This window comes from Micromonospora sp. NPDC050495 (assembly GCF_040655175.1).
Taxonomy (GTDB): domain Bacteria; phylum Actinomycetota; class Actinomycetes; order Mycobacteriales; family Micromonosporaceae; genus Micromonospora.
Genome location: NZ_JBFAJK010000005.1, coordinates 55,233 through 74,771, shown reverse-complemented (window position 1 = coordinate 74,771; position 19,539 = coordinate 55,233). Strand labels below are relative to the sequence as shown.

18 protein-coding genes are annotated in these 19,539 nt (G+C 74.1%); 10 read left to right on the top strand and 8 right to left on the bottom strand.

Going from position 1 to position 19,539, the window contains the following annotated elements; all coding sequences use genetic code 11:
- Positions 1-18 precede the first annotated feature (18 nt).
- Both AB0I11_RS08380 and AB0I11_RS08375 read left to right on the top strand, forming a co-directional pair.
- Positions 19-576 (top strand): helix-turn-helix domain-containing protein, encoded by a 558-nt coding sequence (locus tag AB0I11_RS08380; protein WP_357315390.1) that lies wholly within the window; start codon positions 19-21, stop codon positions 574-576.
- On the top strand, positions 569-1,423 hold the full coding sequence (locus tag AB0I11_RS08375; RefSeq protein WP_357315387.1) for an SRPBCC domain-containing protein: 855 nt from the start codon (positions 569-571) through the stop codon (positions 1,421-1,423). Before AB0I11_RS08380 ends, AB0I11_RS08375 begins: the two co-directional genes overlap by 8 nt.
- Before the next feature lie 65 nt (positions 1,424-1,488).
- Here AB0I11_RS08375 and AB0I11_RS08370 read toward each other — a convergent pair whose 3' ends face one another.
- The 5 genes from AB0I11_RS08370 to AB0I11_RS08350 form a co-directional block, all read right to left on the bottom strand.
- Positions 1,489-3,114, bottom strand: a complete 1,626-nt coding sequence (locus tag AB0I11_RS08370) for a peptidase (protein ID WP_357315384.1) — start codon at positions 3,112-3,114, stop codon at positions 1,489-1,491.
- A gap of 133 nt (positions 3,115-3,247) precedes the next feature.
- Positions 3,248-4,453, bottom strand: coding sequence for a sigma-70 family RNA polymerase sigma factor (locus AB0I11_RS08365; RefSeq protein WP_357315381.1), 1,206 nt, complete (start codon positions 4,451-4,453; stop codon positions 3,248-3,250).
- Positions 4,454-4,458: 5 nt separating this feature from the next.
- Positions 4,459-4,788, bottom strand: a complete 330-nt coding sequence (locus AB0I11_RS08360) for a YciI family protein (RefSeq protein ID WP_046567865.1) — start codon at positions 4,786-4,788, stop codon at positions 4,459-4,461.
- A 108-nt stretch (positions 4,789-4,896) separates the two neighbouring features.
- On the bottom strand, positions 4,897-6,456 hold the full coding sequence (locus AB0I11_RS08355; protein ID WP_357315376.1) for a hypothetical protein: 1,560 nt from the start codon (positions 6,454-6,456) through the stop codon (positions 4,897-4,899).
- Positions 6,377-6,781, bottom strand: coding sequence for a hypothetical protein (locus tag AB0I11_RS08350; protein ID WP_357315372.1), 405 nt, complete (start codon positions 6,779-6,781; stop codon positions 6,377-6,379). The genes AB0I11_RS08355 and AB0I11_RS08350 overlap by 80 nt, the downstream gene beginning before the upstream one ends.
- Before the next feature lie 148 nt (positions 6,782-6,929).
- Here AB0I11_RS08350 and AB0I11_RS08345 point away from each other — a divergent pair, with 148 nt between their 5' ends.
- The 7 genes from AB0I11_RS08345 to AB0I11_RS08315 all read left to right on the top strand — a co-directional run bounded on the left by AB0I11_RS08345 (position 6,930) and on the right by AB0I11_RS08315 (position 14,809).
- The gene (locus AB0I11_RS08345) at positions 6,930-7,163 is read left to right on the top strand and encodes a zinc-ribbon domain-containing protein (RefSeq protein WP_357315369.1); all 234 of its coding nucleotides are present in this window, start codon (positions 6,930-6,932) and stop codon (positions 7,161-7,163) included.
- Positions 7,164-7,531: 368 nt separating this feature from the next.
- Positions 7,532-8,602, top strand: coding sequence for a hypothetical protein (locus tag AB0I11_RS08340; protein ID WP_357315886.1), 1,071 nt, complete (start codon positions 7,532-7,534; stop codon positions 8,600-8,602).
- The gene (locus tag AB0I11_RS08335; RefSeq protein WP_357315365.1) at positions 8,599-10,164 is read left to right on the top strand and encodes a hypothetical protein; all 1,566 of its coding nucleotides are present in this window, start codon (positions 8,599-8,601) and stop codon (positions 10,162-10,164) included. The genes AB0I11_RS08340 and AB0I11_RS08335 overlap by 4 nt, the downstream gene beginning before the upstream one ends.
- Before the next feature lie 164 nt (positions 10,165-10,328).
- Complete coding sequence (locus tag AB0I11_RS08330; RefSeq protein ID WP_357315362.1) at positions 10,329-12,620, top strand: bifunctional diguanylate cyclase/phosphodiesterase; 2,292 nt, start codon at positions 10,329-10,331, stop codon at positions 12,618-12,620.
- Between the two features lie 127 nt (positions 12,621-12,747).
- The gene (locus AB0I11_RS08325) at positions 12,748-13,380 is read left to right on the top strand and encodes a hypothetical protein (RefSeq protein WP_357315359.1); all 633 of its coding nucleotides are present in this window, start codon (positions 12,748-12,750) and stop codon (positions 13,378-13,380) included.
- Positions 13,381-13,531: 151 nt separating this feature from the next.
- Positions 13,532-14,290, top strand: a complete 759-nt coding sequence (locus tag AB0I11_RS08320; RefSeq protein ID WP_357315355.1) for a MerR family transcriptional regulator — start codon at positions 13,532-13,534, stop codon at positions 14,288-14,290.
- A gap of 102 nt (positions 14,291-14,392) precedes the next feature.
- Positions 14,393-14,809 carry a hypothetical protein gene (locus tag AB0I11_RS08315; protein ID WP_357315351.1) on the top strand — a complete coding sequence of 139 codons (417 nt, stop codon included), beginning with the start codon at positions 14,393-14,395 and terminating at the stop codon, positions 14,807-14,809.
- A gap of 68 nt (positions 14,810-14,877) precedes the next feature.
- Here AB0I11_RS08315 and AB0I11_RS08310 read toward each other — a convergent pair whose 3' ends face one another.
- Positions 14,878-16,419, bottom strand: a complete 1,542-nt coding sequence (locus AB0I11_RS08310) for a gluconokinase (protein ID WP_357315348.1) — start codon at positions 16,417-16,419, stop codon at positions 14,878-14,880.
- Between the two features lie 257 nt (positions 16,420-16,676).
- Between AB0I11_RS08310 and AB0I11_RS08305 the strand changes: the two genes are divergently transcribed.
- Positions 16,677-17,849, top strand: coding sequence for a hypothetical protein (locus AB0I11_RS08305; protein WP_357315344.1), 1,173 nt, complete (start codon positions 16,677-16,679; stop codon positions 17,847-17,849).
- Positions 17,850-17,864: 15 nt separating this feature from the next.
- On the opposite strand, the gene AB0I11_RS08300 is transcribed toward AB0I11_RS08305, so the two are convergent.
- Complete coding sequence (locus AB0I11_RS08300) at positions 17,865-19,010, bottom strand: DUF6596 domain-containing protein (protein ID WP_357315883.1); 1,146 nt, start codon at positions 19,008-19,010, stop codon at positions 17,865-17,867.
- 5 nt (positions 19,011-19,015) lie between these two features.
- Positions 19,016-19,423 carry a YciI family protein gene (locus tag AB0I11_RS08295; protein ID WP_357315341.1) on the bottom strand — a complete coding sequence of 136 codons (408 nt, stop codon included), beginning with the start codon at positions 19,421-19,423 and terminating at the stop codon, positions 19,016-19,018.
- Between the last annotated feature and the right edge of the window lie 116 nt (positions 19,424-19,539).

The window sequence follows — 19,539 nt, the reverse complement described above, 5'->3', positions numbered from 1 at the left end:
TACAAACTGATTTTTGCCATGAGAGACGTCCTGTACCTGGAAGCACGCGAGCAGGCCGAGATCCTGCTCAAGCCGCAGCGCATCGAGGTGCTGCGGCAGCTCGCCGAGCCCCGCACCTGCACCGAGGTGGCCGCCCGGCTCGACCAGACGCCGCAGCGGGTCTACTACCACGTCAAGCAGCTGGTCGCGGCCGGCCTGGTGGACCAGGTCTCGGCCCGCAAGGTGCGCGGCATCAGCGAGGGCATCTACCAGGCGGTGGCCCGGTCGTACTGGCTCTCGCCCCGCCTGGTCGGCCGGCTCGGCGACCGCCGGATCCGCGACGAGCTGAGCCTGGGCTACCTGCTCGACCTCGTGGAGGAGGTCCAGGCCGACATCGCCGGGCTGGACCGCAGCAAGCCGGAGCTGCCCTCGATCGGGGTGTCCGGCGAGATCAGAGTGCCGGCCGAGCGCCGGCAGGAGTTCCTGCACGACCTGCAGACAACCCTGCAGGACCTGTTCACCCGCTACGGGGGTGCCGAGGGTGACGCCTTCAAACTCGCCGTGGCCTGCTACCCGAAAGGTGACGACCGTGAGTGAACCGCTGACCGTCCAGGCCCGTCTCGCCGCCCCCGTGGACGCCGTGCGCCGCGCCCTGACCGACCCGGCCGAGCTGCGCGTCTGGCTGGCCGAGCAGGCCGAGGTCGAGCTGCCACACCGGTACGAGTTCTGGGGCCGCTACACCCCCGAGGGAGACGCCCCGCACCAGCGACTGCTGCACGCCGACGAGCGCACCCTGCGCTTCGCCTGGACCCTCGACGGGGTGGAGACCACCACCGAGTTCGAGCTGGCGCCCGAGGGGGCGGGCACCCTGCTCACCCTGCGGCAGAGTCACTTCGACATGGCCGAGGCGATGAGCGGCAGCAGCATCCGGGGGGTGCTGCAGACCTTCTGGGCCCTCGCGATCGCCAACCTCGCCGCCCACGTGACGGGCGAACCGCTGCTGCCCCGCACCGACTTCACCTCCGCCGGCCTGCGCGCCGAAGTGACCATCGACGCCCCGCTGGACCGGGTCTGGACCTCGCTGACCGACTCGGAGCAGGCCAGCGCCTGGTTCGGCTACCCGATCGGGATCGAGCCGTGGGTCGGCGGCCGGTACGCCATGGGCGGCTTCGAGGCCGGCTACGCGGCCAAGGTGGTCGACCTGGACCCCGGCCGCACGATCTCGGTGGACTGGGGACCCGTCGGGGTCAGCACCTGGGAGCTGGCCGAGTCGGCGGGGAAGACGAAGCTGACCATGGTGCAGAGCGGCTTCGACGAGGGCAACCCGCCGTACGCGGCCTGGTCCGGCAACGTCGCCGGCCTGTACGAGCTGCGGCGCTTCAACGAGCTGGCCGACTGGCAGCCGATCTGGGTCGCCGAGGAGCTGCCGACCCCGGCGATCTGAAGCGGGCCGGCCGCGGCGGGGATGGACCTCTTCGGGTCCACCCCCGCCGCGGCGGGCGTGATGGGTCAGTCCCGCGGGACCTCGAGCACCACGCGGCGACGGCGGAACACCACGAGCAGCACGGCGCCGAGCGCGATCACCGCGACACCCGCGCCGGCGAGGGCAGCGGCCGGCGCGCCGGTGATCGGCAGGCCGCCGCCGGAGCCACCGTTGTCACCACCGGCGGCGGCACCGGTGGTGATGAGGATCCGGACGGTGTTGTTCGCCGGCTTGGACTCGGCGGCCGCGCCGACGCTGCGGGCCACGATCGTGCCGTCGGTGCCGGGCGTCGACTTGATCTTCAGCTTGACGGTCGCCTTGATCCGGCCGTAGCCGGACGCGGTGGTGAGGAACACGCTCTCGAAGTTGCAGCGCAGCTTCGCCGACTCCGCCCGCTGCTCGCCCTCGGTGCCGTCGGTGTAGCACCACTCGGACCGCAGCAGCACGGTGCCGGTCGGCGCCGTGATGATCACCGAGGGGCCGCCACCGTCGGACGGGCCGTTGTTGACGACCTCGTAGGCGAGGTCGACCGTCTGGCCGACCGCACCCTTGACGGCCGGCGCGGCGACCGCGACGTCGAGGGTGTTCGCCTTGCTCCAGAATCTGAAGTCCGCGTAGTTGTCCGACTCGTCGAGTTCGCGGAGTGCCGCCTGCTGCTTGGCGAGGCCGGCCTTCGCGGCCTTGGCCCGCTGCGTGGCCAGGGCGGCGGCGAAGGACGGCCCGGTGCCCTTGGCGGAGTCGGTGTTCTTCGCGATGCTGGCCGCACCGGCAAGGGTGGCGCCGACCGAGCCGTAGTGCTCCTGCGGACCGGAGAGGTTCCGGCCGAACGTCACGTTGAACAGCGAGTCCCCGGTCTCGTCGTCGAACAGCAGCAGTGCGTCGCCCGGTTCCAGGGTCAGCGGCGCCGGGCAGCTGACCTCGCCGGGCCCGTACACATAGGGCTTGCCCTTGTCCTTCGGGTAGTAGTCGGTGTAGGTGCAGTCGCTGTACCGCTCGACGAAGGTGGCACCTACCGGGACGCCGACCCGGATCGTGAAGTCGGTCGCGGCGCTGTCGCCGTCGTTCGCCACGGCCGCGTACAGCGGCACGGTGTCGCCGGGGCCGACCTGGTGCTTCTCGTCGTTGAGGTCCGCCGCCGCGACCACCAGGTCGGGACCGGCGGCGACCACCGTCACCGGGAACGTGGTGGTGTTGTCGTCGGGCGACCTGTCGGCCTCGGCCCCGCCGATGGTGACGGTGACCGAGCCGGCGTCGCCGGCGGCGGCACCCTTCCGGCTGGTCAGCGACAGCGGGCTCAGGGTGGTGACCTGGCCGGCATCGAGCACGCCGATCTTGCAGGTGACCGCCGTGCCGGCAAGCTCGCAGCCGTCGGCCGACTGCGGCACGGTCGCCGACACGGTGTCGGCGACCTTGCTCAGGTCCAGGGTGACGGTCACCGCGGTCGCGGTGGCGTCGCCGTGGTTGTTGACGAACATGCCGATGGTGGTGCCGCTGTTGTCGACCTCGGCGACGGGGTCGCGGTCGAACGCGACGGACAGGTCGGGCAGGGGGTCGTCGGCGTGCGCCACGGTCGGCGCGCCGACCAGCGCGGTGGCCGTCAGCAGGGTGGCGGCCGCCGCGACGCGGGACAGGACAACCGTGAGGTGATTCATCTGTGCTCCGGTGCGAGAGGTTGGGCGGCGCACTCTAACCCGGCGAACTCCGATCCCACTGCCCCGTTCAGCTCGTCCGGCGGAACGCCGTTGCCGATCGGTGACCTTGCTGGTGACCAGGGGGCCCGACGGCTCAATCCCCGGTCAGCTCGGCGGCGCGGCGCAGCAGGGCCCGCCGCTCCGGCTCGGAGCGCACCGCGTCGGCCGCCGCCCGGAACAGTGCCGCGGCCCGGCCCAGGTCGCCCAGCCGCGCGGTCAGCTCGGCCTCCGCGGCCACCGCCGCCGGGTAGCCGTCCAGCGCACCGCCGGCCCGCGCCTCGGCCAGCAACTCCAGCCCGCGCCCCGGGCCGTACGCGAAGCCGTGCGCCACCGCCCGGTTCAGCCGGACGACCGGGGTGGGCGTGCGCTGGACCAACTCGTCGTACCAGCCGGCGATGGCCGGCCAGTCGGTGTCGGCGGCGGTCGGGGCGGTGGCGTGGCCGGCGGCGATCCGGGCCTGGAGGGCGTACGGGCCGGTGCCGGCGCGGTCCAGCAGCGCGACGCCCTCGGCGATCTCGGCCCGGTTCCAGCGGGAGCGGTCCTGCTGGTCGAGGGTGAGCAGGTCGCCGTCGGCGTCCCGGCGGGCGGCCCGGCGGGAGTGGTGCAGCAGGAACAGGGCGAGCAGCCCGGCCGGCTCCGGCTGGTCCGGCAGGAGCGTGTGCAGCAGCCGCGCCAGCCGGACCGCCTCGGTGGCGAAGGCGGGCTCGCCGCTGGCGTCGTACCCCCGGGTGAAGAGCAGGTAGAGCACGGCCAGCACGCCCGGCAGCCGCTCGACCAGCGCGGGCCCGGTCGGCACCCGGTACGGGACGCCGGCCGCCGCGATCTTCGTCTTCGCCCGGGTGAGCCGGCGGGTCATGGTCGACTCGCTGACCAGGAAGGCCCGGGCGATCTCGGCGGTGGGCACGCCGGCCACGGTGCGCAGGGTCAGCGCCACCCGGGCCTCTAGGGCCAGCGCCGGGTGGCAGCAGGTGAAGATGAGCCGCAACCGGTCGTCCACCACGTCCCCCTCCCGCGGCGCCGGCTCCGGATCGGTGAGCAGCGCCAGCTCGCGCAGCTTGCGCCGTTCCACGGCGGCCCGGCGCAGCACGTCCACGGCCCGGTTCCGGGCGGCCGTCATCAGCCAGCCGCCCGGATTTCCCGGTACGCCGTCGCGGGGCCACCGCTCCAGCGCGGCGGCCAACGCCTCCTGGGCGCAGTCCTCGGCGAGGGTCCAGTCGCCGGTGACGCGGATCAGGGCGGCCACGATCCGCGGGTACGCCTCGGCACCCGCTTCGGCGACCGCCCCGGCCGCGTCGGTCACCCCGCTCAGTCCTCCACCAGCGGGCGCAGCTCGATCCGGCCCGCGTACGCCATCGGGTGGGCGCGGACCACCTCGATCGCCTCGTCCAGGTCGGCGCACTCCAGCAGGTCGAAGCCGACGATGACCTCCTGGGTCTCGGCGAACGGGCCGTCGGTGAGCAGCAACTCCCCGTCCCGGACCCGGACCGTGGTGGCCGCCGACGGGGGCGCGAACCGGCTGCCGGTCACCCGCTGCCCGTTGGCGTCCCGCTCGGCCACCCACTGCTCGATGTCGGGGGCCGCGCTCGGGTCCTTGTCGGGCTCGGTGTCGGTGCAGACGAGCATCATGTACTTCATCGGTTCACTCCTCCAGGTTGTGCTTGCACCCAGCCTGACGAACGGGGGACCCCGATCCGGACAGCCGGCCCTCAGATTTTTTCCGAGCGCCCGGCCCGCCTCGACGGACTACGCGGAGGAGTCCCTGAGGATGGGTGGCATCGGCGTCCACGGGTTCGCGGACACGGCGGCCTCGACCAGTCTGACGAGTTCGTCGCCGAGCGGCCCGCCGCGGAACATGGAGCGCAGATTGGCGGTGATGACCGCGAGGCCGTGCTCCGTGCCGCCGATCGAGCGGGCGTAGCCGGCCAGGACCCGGGCGATCTCCGGCGCCGTTGACATGACCATGCGGCGGGTCACCTCGTACTCGACGCTGCTGGCGAGGAAGAACTCCAGCCAGCCGGGGATGGGGCGGGTGGGCGCCAGGCCCTGCTCGCCGTGGGCCAGCAGGGGTGGCTGCAAGCGGTCGAAGTAGGCCCGGAAGGCTTTCCGGTCGGCGCCGTACTGGGCGAACGGGAAGACGAACAGCTCCGGCGCTTCCCGCCGGATCTCGAACGCCCGGGCGGCGATCGAGAAGAGGTAGCGGATCCGGGAACCGTTCATGGTCGGCGCGGGCAGCCGGTCCTCCTCCAGCCGGAAGATCTCGGTGGCCACGACGTCGGGGTCCTGCTCCCCGATGACCGACCCCATCAGGTCCGAGATGGTGTCGTGCGGCGGGTACCCGACGTGCGTCGTCAACTCGGTGAGGAATTGCCGGACCGCGACCGGGTCGAACGGATCCAGCTCGACGTCGAACCGGAACCCCGCGGTGAGCTGCACCAGCAGGGCGAACGTGGCACCCGGGCTCCAGCTCTGGCTCATGAACGTCCCGGCGGTCGGCGCCAGCGGCGGGTACGGCCCGTTCAACGCCATGTCGCACAGGGCCGCCAGGCCGATCTCGCTCGCCACCGACACCGGCTTGCCGCCGTCGTAGAACAGGTCGTGGGCGACCCCGTAGATGCCGGACAGGAGCGGTGTGAAGTTGAACGGGCCACGACCGGCCCGGTTGAGGTCGCTGCCGATCTTGAACACCTCGGAGATGCGGGCGGCGCACTCCATGAGATGCCGGGTGCCGACGAGCCACCCCCGGTGATCGAGGATGACCGGAACCGCTTCGATCGGTTGCAGGTCGGCCCACGTCCGCAGCGCCGAGCGGTCCGGGTCGCCCCGACAGACCTGGGTGACGACCGGTCGTTGCAGCTCCGCGAGAAGAAGGAAGTTCGGTGCCCGCCCGTTGTCGGCCAGCGCCGTGAAGTCACCCTTCCGGCAGCCGGCGAACATCCTCCTGGACGCCTCTACCCGCTCCCACCCGATCACCGCCGGGCTGTCGCGGAATCGACCGCCGCACAGCGGCAGGTCGTCGACGGTCAGCTCCTGGACCGGCAGGTTGCCGGCGATCAGCCCCGCCTGCGTCTCCAGCAGGAGGCTGGTGAACAGCCCGGCCACCGTGCCGATCTGTTGCAACCAGTGGTGCCGTTCGTGCAGGAGCGCCCCGAGCAGCGACACGATCGATTCGTAGTCGTCGTCCGCACCGGGAACGCGGGTCAGCTCGATGGCGAGGCCGAGTGGATTAACCGACCCCAGGCTGCTGTGGAACAGGCTGGGACTCGCCTCGTTGCGGTGGCTCTGGAGGCGCGAGGAGTTCGGCAAGCCGCTTCATCTCTTTCTGACTGCTGAGCGGGCCCTCGAACGTGACCGTCATGCCGGCCCGGGTGGTGCGGATCTCGACGCTGGCCCGGCGCTGCTCCAGATAGGTCACGACGATGTCGCGCACGACCTTGAGCCCGCCGGCGGAGGAGACGACGAGCACCACCGAGTGCAGCAGCGAGCTGCTCATCGCGGTGTTGTGCGGATCGGCCTCGTGACAGGTCACGCCCGGCAGATCGAGGTGAGCGAGGAGACGTTCCGCCGTGGCGAAGTCGTCGCCGCCAGCGGTGATCTGGATGTAGACCTTCTCGGTCAGTGCATCGCCCACGAGCGCCCCTTGTCGGCTCCTGCGCTGGATCGCTGCCCAGCGTACTTCGCGGGTCAAGCGCCACCGGCGCCACAAGATCGCAATTGTTGGGGACGAGGTGCGGGGTGCGGCAGGTGCAAAAGGTCCGCCGACGGGGTAATGCCGGGCGATGTTCTTCATCTTCGGGCTCCGGACCAGGGTCGTCCGGTCCGGCGTCGTCACCGAGGTCTGCCGCAACTGCGGCAACCAGGCCGCCCAGGTCATCACCCGGCGGGCCACGAAATTCAGCCTCTTCTTCGTCCCGCTGATCCCGGTGCGCACCCGCTGGACGAAGCAGTGCACCTTCTGCGGCGCCGAGTTCGACGTGCCGCGGGCCGAGGCCGAGCGCCTTCCGGTCGGCTGAGGCGTGGCCCGCCTCCTCCGCTGGCTGATCGGCCGCCCGCCGGTCGCCGCGCCCCCGCCGGTGCACACCGTGTCCCGCCCGCCGTGCACGCCTGGCCGCCGGCACCGGCGCCGCTGCCGGCCGTCGGCGGGCGCCAAGTCGCCGCGCTCGCCCTGGAACCGCTCCGCCGGCCGCTGACCCGCCCTCCGCCGGCGCAGGGCCGCCGACCCGCCCTCCGCCGGCGCGGTCGCCGGCTCGCAATCCGTCGGCGGGCGGATCCGACCAGACCCGGCGGGCGGATCCGACCGGACCCGGCCGGGTCACCGGCGGGGCGGCGCGCTGGCGGCCGGACCGGCGGCGAGCGCCTATCCTGGCGGATCATGACGGACATCGCGCACCGCCTGGCCGAGATCCGGGGCGGCCTGCCGCCCCGGCGGCACAACGCCCGCACCGTCGCCGCGCTGACCGGCAACCCGGGCTGCACCCGGCGCGCGGTGCTGGACGGCGCCGGGGTGGACAAGCCCAGGCTGGCCGAGCGGATCGGCTTCCCGGCGCGGTTCGGCCAGTCCCGCTTCGCGATCACCCGCGGCAACGCGTTCGAGGCGCAGGTCAAGGCCGGCGGCGGAGTCGAGCTGCTGCGGCTGGTCGCGGAGCGGTTGGGCGTACCGGTGCCGGCGACGGCGAGCTGGACGGACCTGGGCGGTGACGCGGACCGGCCGGAGCGGTCCCGGACCGCGCTGACCGCGGCGGGCGAGGAGGCCGCGCTCTTCGACCACCCGCTGCTCGGCCTCGACGTGGCCGGCCGGCGGGTGCACCTCGAACCGGACCTGGTGGCCGCCCGGCTCGCCGGCCGGTTCCACGTCGTCGAGATCAAGTCCTTTCCGGTGATCGACGGCCAGGCCGACCCGGCCAAGGTCTCCGCCGCGGCCATCCAGTCCGCCGTCTACGTGCTGGCGCTGCGCGAGCTGCTCGCCGCCGGCGGGCGGGACCCGGAGCTGGTCTCCCACGAGGTGGTGCTGGTCTGCCCGCGCGACTTCACCAACCGGCCGGTGGCCAGCCTGCTGGACGTCCGCCGGCAGCTGCTGGTGCTGCGCCGCCAGCTCGACCGGATGGACCGCCTCGACGACCTGCTCGCCACCGTGCCGGCCGGCTTCACCGCCGACGTCACCGCCGACCCGGCGACCCTCACCGCCGCGCTGGCCGACGTACCCGCCCGCTACGCGCCGGAGTGCCTGGCCTCCTGCGAGCTGGCGTACTTCTGCCGGCGCGAGGCACGTGACCAGACCGCAGCGCTGGGCCGGTCGGTGCGCGAGGCGCTGGGCGGCGTCGCCGGGATCGGTGAGGTGCTGGCGCTGGCCGCCGGCGAGCGGACCCCGGAGCCCGGGCAGGCGGAGGCCGCCGCGCTGCTGCGGGCCGCCGCGCGCCTGCGCGCCGACGCCCTCGCCGGGAACCCCCGGTGAGTACGCTGCGCGCGCTGGCGAAGGCGCAGGCGCTCGCCGCCGGGGTGGCCCAGCCGGTGGCCACCGTGCGGCACCTGCACCTGTCGCCGCGCCCGCTGGTGCTGGTGCCGCTGGCGATGGCCGGTGAGGCGAACGCCCCGCTGGCGACGATGGTCGGCGCTGCCCCCGACCGGCCGCGGCTGCTGGTCGTGCCGCAGCCGCGCAACCGCGACCAGCGCTACCGGTTCGCCGCGGAGCTGGCCGAGGAGGTGCTGCCGTACCTGGACTCGTTCCGGGACGCCACCGAGGCGGTGCCGGTGGACCGGGGCCGGGACGTGCGGCACCGGTACGTGGACGCGCCGCAACTGCTGGTGCCGAACCCGGCCGCGATCACCTTCCTGCGCCTGTTCGGCCGCTCCACCCGCTTCCGCTCCGACAACTCCAGCTCGGCGCGTCTGACGCCGCGCCCCGACCTGGAGCCGTCGCCGGACGGCGACCACCCGGTGCACCCGTCGGTGCCGCTGCTCGGGCGCTGGCTGACCTTCTTCGCCGAGCGCGCCGAGCAGCCCGGCTCGGCCGCGCTGGTGGCGCTGACCGAGGCGCTGACCCTGCACTGGGCCACCGGGCAGAGCGCGGTGGAGGATCTGCACCTGCCGGCGCTGCTCGGCTGGATCGACCCGCCGCCCGGCTCGACCGGTGCCGCGGCGGCGGCCCGGGCCGAGGACCCGACCGTCTGCCCGCCGGCCGGCCCGGCCACCGATCCGGACTTCGACAACCGTCACCTCGCCCCGGCGATCGCCGGGTACGCGGCCGCGGCCGACGACCCGGTGGCCCGCGCCGGGGCGTACGCGGAGCTGGCCGGGCTGCTGCGCGACCAGCTCCTGCCCACCTGGGAGCTGATGTGGCGCGGCGTGGGGTTGCTGCGCGCCCTGCCGCCCGGGGCGCGGGTGGCGGGCCGGTGGGAGGGCGACCGGGACGCCTTCACCGGGTACGCCGAGCACGTCGACGCCGGGGGCGGGCCGCAGCCGCGCCGCGACGGCGCGGTGGCCGCGGCGGTGCGGCTGCACCGGCTGGAACGCGCCGCCGCCTCGTACGCGGTGCAGCGCGCCTACGACGACCCGCTGGTGATGGCCGAGCACCGGTTGACCGGGGAGGCGTTCGTCGGCGAGGTGACGCTGGCCGACCCGGCCCGGGTGGACGACAGCGGCAGGCGACCGGTGCTGAGGCCGCGCATCCAGGTGGTCACCACCGAGCCGGTGCTCGTGTCGGTGGGCGCGACGCTGCACCATCCGGCCCGGCCGGGCCAGCGGGCGAAGGTGGTCTTCGTGACCCCGGGCGCGGACGGCAAGACCGAGGTGGTGCTGGAGCTCTCCGGCGGGATGGGGCGTGGACTGACCGCGCCGCCGGGCAGCGTGCCGGAGGTGGGGGAGCAGCTCTGCCTGACCACCCTCTCGGACGCCTTCCTGCCGGCCGGCGCGTTCCCGGCCACCGAGGAGACCCCGTGGACGCACGGCGGCCCGCCGGCCGGGGCGGTAGACGCGGCCCCGGTCGCCGACGGTGACCCGGCCGAGGAGTGGGCCTGAGTTCCCCGCTGGGATGACCAGGGACAGCTCCTCACCGGCCGAGTGACGCCGACCGATCGGATCTGGCGGCGCCCCCGGGCGCTGACTAGGCTTGCCCCGTTCGCCGTCCGCAACCGGTCCTCATCGTCGAGGGTGCGCGTCAGAGAGAGCCGGAACGAATCGTTGTGCTCCAGCAGGACGTGAACCCGGCCGCCACGGCGCGGGTCCGTTCCCCGCTCTCCGGCCGCGTCGGGCTCGTCGCGGCCGCGTTCGTCGTACTCGGGGAAGCCTGCTGGCTGCTCGCCGGCCTGCCCGGCGCCGCCCTGGTCAGCGACCTCGGCGCGCTGGTCGTGGCGGCCTGGGCGGCGGTGTGCTGCATCCGGGTGGCCCGCCGGCACCCGCTCGCGCTGCGCTGGTTCTGGGGGCTGCTGGCCGCCACCATGGTGCTCGCCGCGCTCGGCCGGACGGTGTGGACGGTGGAGCGGCTCGGCGGCACCACGCTGCCGCACACCGCCCTGGTCGGCGCGCTCTTCACCGCCGGCATCATCACCGGCACCGCCGCGCTGCTCTGCTCCCTGGCCGCCCCGCGCAGCCTGGTCGGGCAGGCCCGCACCCTGCTCGACGGGGTGATCGTGGCGCTGGCCCTCATCCCGATCGGCTGGGTGGTGGTGTTCCGCGACCTCGCCGCCGCCGACCTGGCCGACCCGCTGCGCACCTTCGGGCTGCTCTACCCGATGTTCGACCTGATGCAGCTCACCATCCTGGTGGCGGTGGCCGGGCCGGCCCGGCCGATGTGGCCGGCGCTCTCCCTGATCGGGGCCAGCCTCGCCACCCGGGCCGCCGCCGACGCCGTCTACGTCTCCCTGGTTGCCCACGGCAGCTACGCGCCGGGCCACCTGATCGACGTCTGCTGGCCGCTGAGCTACCTGCTGATCGGCGCGGCGACCGGGAGCCGGCCGCCGGGAGGCGGGGACGGCGAGGAGGAGCGCGAGTCGCCGCTGCCACCGTGGTGGCGGGTGGCCCTGCCGTACCTGCCGGTGGGCGGGGCGATCGTCGCCGTGGTGCTGTCCCGCCGGCCCAGCGGGCAGACCCCGCACCTGATCTTCGTGGGCATGATGACGCTGCTCGGGGTGCTGGCCGTGCGGCAAGGGCTGGCCGCCAACGAGAATTTGCGGCTGGTCGCCCGGCTGCGCCGGCTCGCCTACTCCGACCAGCTCACCGGCCTGCCCAACCGGCTCACCTTCACCCGGCGGCTGCGCCGCGCGCTGCGCGCCGGCGGCCCGGTCGCCGTGCTGCTGCTCGACCTGGACGGCTTCAAGCAGGTCAACGACCGCTTCGGGCACGCCGCCGGTGACCGGCTGCTGGCCACCATCGCGGAGCGGATGGGCGACGCGGTGCGCGGCGACGGGATGATCGCCCGGCTCGGCGGTGACGAGTTCGCGGTGCTGCTCGACCGGGACCGGCCGGTGTCGCCCGAGCGGCTCGCCGCGCGGCTGCTCGCCGCCCTCGAGCCGCTGCCCGGCGAGGAGGACCTCGGCGTGCACCCGTCGGCCAGCATCGGCATCGCCGAGTACGGCCCGCAGCACACCTCCCACACCGACCTGCTCCGCGACGCCGACATCGCCATGTACGCGGCCAAGGCGGCCGGCAAGTCCGCGTACCGCAGCTGCACGGCGGAGCTGCGCGAGTCGGCGGTGACCCGGGCCGAGCTGATCGCCGACCTGCGCCGGGCCGTCGACGAGGGACAGCTGCTCGTGGAGTTCCAACCGATCGTCGACCTGGCCACCGGTGCGGTGCGCAGCGCCGAGGCGCTGGTCCGCTGGCGGCATCCCCGGCTCGGGGTGCTCGCCCCGGCGGCGTTCCTGCCGCTGGCCGAGGAGACCGGGCTGATCCTGGCCATCGACCGGTGGGTGATCCGGCAGGCGTGCGCGGCCGCGGCGACCTGGCGGACGTACGCCCCCGAGGTCAGCGTCGCGGTGAACATCGCCGCCGCCCACCTGCGTCATCCCGACCTGATCGCCACGGTCGCCGGTGCGGTCGGGGCGGCCGGCCTGCCCCCACGCGCGCTGACCCTGGAACTCACCGAGTCCGCCCTGATCGAGCAGAGCGAGTCGGTGCTGGAACGCCTCGCCCAGCTCCGCGAGCTCGGCGTGCGGATCGCCATCGACGACTTCGGCACCGGCTACTCCTCGCTGAGCTACCTGCACCGGATCCCGGCCACCGAGCTGAAGATCGACCGGTCCTTCGTGGCCCGGCTCGACGCCGACGACGTCCGGGCGTACGCCACGGTGGAGATGGTCAACCGGCTGGCCGGGGCGTTCGACCTGGTGGTGGTGGCCGAGGGCGTGGAGACCGGCGCCCAGCACGCGGCCGTGGCCGCGATCGGTTGCCTGCACGGGCAGGGCTGGCGCTACGGCCGCCCGGCCAACCTGCCCGACCTGCTGGCGGCGCTCACCCCGGTCGACGTGGCCCGCTGACCGGCCCGGGTCGGGAGGGTCCAAGGTCCCGGTCGGGACAGGGGGTTCGGCCCTGCTCCCGGCAACGTCCCGGCGGCCATGATTGCATGGTCGAAACCGAAAAGATCTCATCGATACAGGAGCTGACATGAAGCGACGGACACTGGATCTGCTGTTCAGCATCGGCGGGCTGGGCCTCGCGGTTCTGCTGCTCGTCGTGGGCATCGTCCTCACCACGAACGCCAACTTCGCCAACTCCTACGTGCACGACCAGCTCGCCGCCCAGCACGTCAGCTTCACCCCGGCGGACAAGCTGAGCGACGAGGAGAAGAAGTCCGACTGCCTGCGCGAGTACGCCGGCCAGCAGCTCACCACCGGCAAGCAGGCCGAGTGCTACGCCAACGAGTACATCGGCCTGCACCTGCAGTCCATCGCGGGCGGCAAGACCTACGCCGACCTGGGCGAGCCGCAGACGGCGCTGCGTGAGCAGGTGGCCCAGGCCGAGCAGACCAACGCCGCCAACCTGGCCGACCTGCAGAAGCAGCTCGCCGACGTGACCGCCCAGCGGGAGACCGTGTTCAAGGGCGAGACGCTGCGCGGCCTGCTGCTCACCTCGTACGGGTTCAGCGAGTTCGGCCGCAAGGCCGGGCAGGGCGCCCTGGCCATGTACCTCGGTGCCGCGCTGCTCCTGCTGCTGTCGATCGCCGGCCTGGTGCACGCCTTCCGCACCCCGTCCAGCGAGACGTTCGCCGCCCCGGAGCGGGAGCGGGTCACCACCTGACCTGGTCCGCTCCGACCGCCCCCGGCCGCCTTCCCCCTCGCGGCCGGGGGCGGTCGCCGTTGTGGCCCGCCTGGCGGTGACGGGCCGGACAATCGGGCTTGACCCTCACGCAGCGGGAGGCGGGAGCCTTGGTCGCGGAAGGGAGGGAACCATGGCGTACACGGTGGGTCAGGTGGCCCGGGCCGCCCGGGTGACGGTGCGGACCCTGCACCACTACGACGAGATCGGGCTGCTGTCGCCGAGCGGGCGGACGCCGGCCGGCTACCGGCGCTACGACGACGCCGACCTGGAGCGGTTGCAGCTCATCCGGGCCTACCGGGAGCTGGGGTTCCCGCTGGAGGAGATCGCCGTGATCCTCGACGACCCGGGTGGCGACCCGCTGCCGCACCTGCGCCGCCAGCACGAGCTGCTGACCGGCCGGATCGGGAAGTTGCGGGACATGGTCGCGGCGATCGAACTCGCGATGGAGGCGAGAAAGTTGGACATTCAGCTCACCCCGGAGGAGCGGTTCGAGGTGTTCGGAGACGTCGACCCGGACGAGCACGCCGAGGAGGCGGAGCGGCGCTGGGGCGGCACCGACGCGTACCGGCAGTCGACCGAGCGGGCGGCCCGGTACTCGAAGGAGGACTGGCTGCGCCACAAGGCCGAGAACGAGGAGTGGGGGCGGCGGATCACCGCGCTGATGGACTCCGGTGCCCCGGCCGACGGCCCGGAGGCCAGGGCGCTGGCCGAGGAGCACCGGCAGCTCATCAGCCGGTGGTTCTACGACTGCTCGTACGAGCTGCACACCGGGCTGGCCGACATGTACCTGGCCGACCCGCGGTTCACGGCGTACTTCGAGCAGATCCGGCCGGGGCTGGCCGGGTATCTGAGCGAGGCGATCCACGCCAACGCGATCGACCGGGCCTGACCGGCCGGGCCGGCCGGTGATCGGTGCCGAGGTCGCGTCCGGGCCGATGCCCGTCGGCGGCGGGCGCTACCGTGACGGTCCGGACCTGCCCGAGGAGGCGACATGGTGGTGCTCGGGCCGTACCCGTTGTGTCCCGCGTGTCGGGAGGTCAACGGCGGACTGGTGGCGGCGCGGCATCCGCAGGTGCACGTCCGGGCGTACGGCCGGGAGGCGTGCGTCGACCGGGGACTGGCCGGCCTGATCGTGCACCTGTGGGCGGTGTGCGAGACCCGCGGTTGCTGCGAGGACGACAACGGTGCCGCGTACGTGGTGCCGACGCCGGACACCCGGGCGGCCGCCGAGGAGCTGTTGACCCGCCTCGGCCTGCGGGTCACGACCAGTGCGGGCATCCTGCACTTCGCGGTCCCGCCCGGGTTCCGGCTGGGTGACGCCGAGTTCGTGCGCCGCGCCCTGACGCGGCCGCCCGGCGGGGAGGTGCGCTGGCGGGTGGGCGAGAGCGGCCGGTTCGAAGCCGGCTAGCACCCGGCGTCGACCGGGACCTGTTGGACACCGCCGCCCGGCCACCACGGCCAGCGGGCTGCCGGCGATCATTGCGGAGCGGCGGTGGGCGGCGGTTCCGCCGGCAGGCCCGGCGCCAGCCGCCGCAGCGAGGCGAACGTCGGCACGAGCGCGTCGTACAGCTCGGAGAAGAGCGGCAGCAGGGCCGCGTAGGTGGCGGCGGCGGCCGGGTCGGGGCGTACCGTCTCGTCGATCCGCACCAGGTCGGCGGCGACCTCGATCGACTCGATCAGGCCGAGGGCCTGCATGCCGAGCAGCGCCGCGCCGAAGCTCGATCCCTCGTGCCCGGCCGGGAAACGCACCGGCAGGCCGAGGGCGTCGGCGAGGATCTGCCGCCACAGCGGGCTGCGGGCGAAGCCACCGCTGGCCCGGATCTCGCGTACCTCGTTGCCGGCGGCGCGCACCGAGGCCAGGACCAGCGCGAGCTGCTGGCAGACCCCCTCCAGGGCGGCCCGCACCAGGTGCTCGCGGCGGTGGCCGTGGGTCAGCCCCACGTACGCGCCGCGCGGCAGCGCGCTCCAGTGCGGAGCCCGCTCGCTGAGCAGGTACGGCAGCATGATCAGCCCGCCCGAGCCGACGGGCGCCCGGGCGGCCAGGTCGAGCAGTTCCTCCTCGGTGTGCTCGCCGAGTTCCGGGGCGAGCGCCTCGCCGGCCCACTGCAACACGATGCCGCCGTTGTTGATCGCGCCGCCGACCACCCAGCGGTCCTCGGTCAGGGCGTAGCAGAAGACGCCACCGAGCGGGTCGACGCCGGGGCGTTCCACCATCACCCGCATGGCGCCGCTGGTGCCGATGGAGCAGGCCACCACGCCGGGACGTACCGCGCCGAGCCCCAGGTTGGCCAGCGGCCCGTCCCCGGCGCCCAGCACGACCGGGGTGCCGGCGGGCAGGCCGGCGGCCCGCGCGACCGGCGCGCTGAGCCCGGGCAGCACGTGGGTGGTGGGTACGAGCCGCGGCAGCCGCTCCGCGGTGATGCCGGCGATGCGGAGGGCCTCGGCGTCCCAGGCCAGCCGGTGGATGTCCAGCAGCCCGGTGGCCGAGGCGACCGAGTGGTCGGTGACCAGCGTGCCGGTCAGCCGCAGCAGCACGTAGTCCTTGATGCCGACCCAGTACGCGACCCGCTCGTGCAGCTTCGGCTCCTGCTCGGCGAACCAGACCAGCTTGGGCAGCGGCGCCATCGGGTGGATCGGGGTGCCGGTACGCCGGTGCAGGGCCAGCCCGGACGGGACCGCGCGCAGCCGCTCGGCCTGCGCGCTGGCCCGGGAGTCGGCCCAGGTGACCGAGGGGGTGAGCGGGGTGCCGTCGGCGTCCAGCCCGATCAGGCTGTGCATGGCGGTGCTGAAACAGAGCCCGGCCACCGGCATCGGGAGCTGCTCGACCACCGCCCGGATCGCGCCGACCACCGCGTCGACGATCAGTTGCGGGTCCTGCTGGGCGTAGCCGGGCTGCGGCTCGTCGAGGGGGTAGCCGATCGAGTGGGCGGCGAGCTGGCGGCCGCCGGTGTCGTACGCGACGGCCTTGGTGCTGGTGGTGCCGATGTCCACGCCCAGCACGACGGCCGTCCCGCCCACCGGACCACCTCCTCGTCAGGCCAGGGTTGCCCGTCCGGATGACGTTACCGACGCCCGCATCCACCCGCATGGCGATGCGGGCCGGCCGTGATCACCGCCCCGGCACCGACCATCGCCGGCCGGATCCGGTTCCGCCTAACGTGCGGGTCAATCAGCCGATCGGTCAGATTGGCGACTTTTGCGTGTCTTGTTGGCCCTCTGCCGCCGTTACGTGAATGACACCCCGATTGGTGGGCTCGCGCGACGGAGGAGTCGGCGTGGCGATGACTGATTCGACGGGTTCCACATGGCGCTACCGGTGGGCGCACCGGCAGAACGAACGGCGGCAGCGGACGTTCCGCGCGGCCGACGAGGCCTGGCGGCAGCGCGACGAAGAGCTGCGCCGGCTGCGTACCCTCGCCGGGTCCTTCCACGGCTCGGCCGAGGCGGGCGCCGGACTGCCGATGGAACTGGCCCCCGGCGAGGTGGTCTTCTGGACCCTGCCCGCCGCGCAACTCGTCGAGGTCCGGCACACCGCCGTGCTGCCCGCCCCCGAACTGGTCGTCGACCCCGACCCGCCGGTGCTGCGCCCCCGCCGCCCCGAAGGGGTCAAGGTCGTCGACGCCGGGCTGGCCGTGCTCACCAACCGCCGGCTCGTGCTGCTCGGCGGGCGGGGCCGCCGCGACTGGGCGTACGGGCGGATGACCGGGCTGTCCCACGACCCGGCCGCCCCGGTGACGCTGATCCAGGTCCTCGACCGGCGGCGCACCTCCGGGCTGCTGCTGCCCACCGGCGCGGTCGCCGACTTCCGGTTCAAGCTGACCCTGGCCTTCGCCGACGCGATCGAGCAGCGGGCCGCCGTCATCGCCCAGCTCGACGCGCTGATCGAGGAACACACCGCGATCCAGCCGGTCCGCCCCGCCGTGCTCACCCCGGCCCAGGCCCGCGTCTCGGCCGTGCTCCCCGGCGGCCGGCGGACCGTCGCGGTCGGCATCGCCCTCGCCCTGGTCGTGCCGGCCATGCTCTTCGAGTCCGACCCACCGGTGCGGCCCGGCTCGGAAATGGCCGCCGCGGCCACCCCGGCGACCAGCGCCACCCCCGCGCCGCCACCGGTCGCCCCCGCCGTGCGGAACGAGACCGCCAGCACCCCGAAACCCCGCCGCGCCCGGCCCACCCGGCCAGCCGCTCCCACCACCCGGCACGCCACGCCGCAACCGCGCGGCGAGCGCCGCTGCGGCGCACCGGCCAACCCGTTCGGGTACGACTTCTGCGGCGGCGACCGGATCCGCCGGCCCGACCGGGACGTGTGCGACTGGTTCGACTGCGCGCCCGGCTTCTGGTCGGGGCGCGGCTGGCTGGTGCAGTGCCGCGACGGCTCGATCAGCCTCAGCGGCGGGCAGCGCGACTCCTGCGCGCGAAACGACGGCTACCGCCGTACCTTCTGGACCTGACGGCCCGCCCGCCGCTCAACCACGCAGCCGCGCGTTGAGCCGGGCGGCCTGCCGGGTCAGGTGGTCGCGTTCGGCCAGGTACGGCGCCGAACGGGCGGCCTCGGCGTAGCCCCGGGCCGCGGTGGCCAGGTCGCCGTCCCGCTCGTGCAGGTACGCGGCCACGGCGGCGTACCGGGGCAGGGCGGGGTCGAGCCTCGCCAGGGCGGCCAGGCCGGCCCGCGGGCCGTCCGCCTCGCCGACCGCGACGGCCCGGTTGAGGCGGGCCACCGGGCTGTCGGTGAGCCGGACCAGTTCGTCGTACCACTCGACGATCTGCACCCAGTCGGTCTCCTCGGCCGTGGGGGCGTCGGCGTGCAGCGCGGCGATGGCGGCCTGGGCCTGGAACTCGCCCAACCGGTCCCGGGCGAGGGCGGCCTGGAGCACGTCGACGCCCTCGGCGATCAGGCGGGTGTCCCACCGGCCGCGGTCCTGCTCGGCGAGGGGCACCAGGGCGCCGTCGGGGCCGGTCCGGGCCGGGCGCCGCGCGTGGTGCAGCAGCATGAGCGCGAGCAGGCCCGCCACCTCCTCGTCCCGGGTCATGGCCGCCAACTGGCGGGTGAGCCGGATCGCCTCGGCGGCGAGGTCGACGTCGCCCGAGTAGCCCTCGTTGAAGACCAGGTAGAGCACGCGCAGCACGGTGGCCAGGTCACCGGGCTGGCCGAACCGGACGTCCGAGACGGTCCGCTTGGCCCGGCTGATCCGCTGGGCCATGGTCGCCTCCGGCACCAGGTAGGCGCGGGCGATCTGCCGCGTGGTCAGGCCGCCGACCGCGCGCAGCGTCAGCGCGACCGCCGAGGCCGGGGTCAGCGACGGGTGCGCGCACAGGAAGTACAGCTGGAGCGTGTCGTCGACCGCCTCGCCGGGGCCGGGCGGGGGCTCGGCGTCGACGAGCACCTCGCGCCGCCGCCGGGAGGTGTCGGCGCGCGCGGCGTCGAGGAACTTGCGCCAGGCCACCGCGACCAGCCAGCCCTTGGGGTCGCGCGGCACCTCGTCCGGCCACACCCGCACCGCCTCGACCAGGGCGTCCTGCACGGCATCCTCGGCCGCCGCGAAGTCGACTCCGCGGCGGACGAGGATCCCGATCACGGTGGGGGTGAGGGTCCGCAGCAGGGCCTCGTCCACCGTGCTCACTCCGTGATGGTCGGCGGCTCGGTCAGGAACGGCCGCACCTCGAGCCACTCGTGGATCGGCTTGCCCCCGGCGCCCGGCGCCGCGGACAGCTCGCCGGCCAGCTCCACCGCCCGCTCGTGGGAGTCGACGTCGATCACCATCCAGCCGGCGATCAGGTCCTTGGTCTCCGCGAACGGGCCGTCGGTGACCGGCGGGCGCCCCTCGCCGTCGTAGCGGACGAACGTGCCCTCCGGGGAGAGCGCCTGCCCGTCGACGAACTCCCCGGTGCCCTCCAGCCGGGCGGCGAAGTCCGCCATGTACTGCATGTGGGCCGAGATCTCCTCCGGCGTCCACTGGTCCATCGGCACGTTGTTGACCGGCGCGGGCGCGCCCCGGTAGTGCTTCAGCAGCAGGTACTTGGCCATCGTGTGCTCCTCTGTGCGGTACGGCCATTGTCGCCGTGTGCACTGCGGGGACGGAGCCGCCGGGCGGTTCTCGACATCCGGCCCAGGATTTTCCCGACGATTTTCCGCCCACCCGG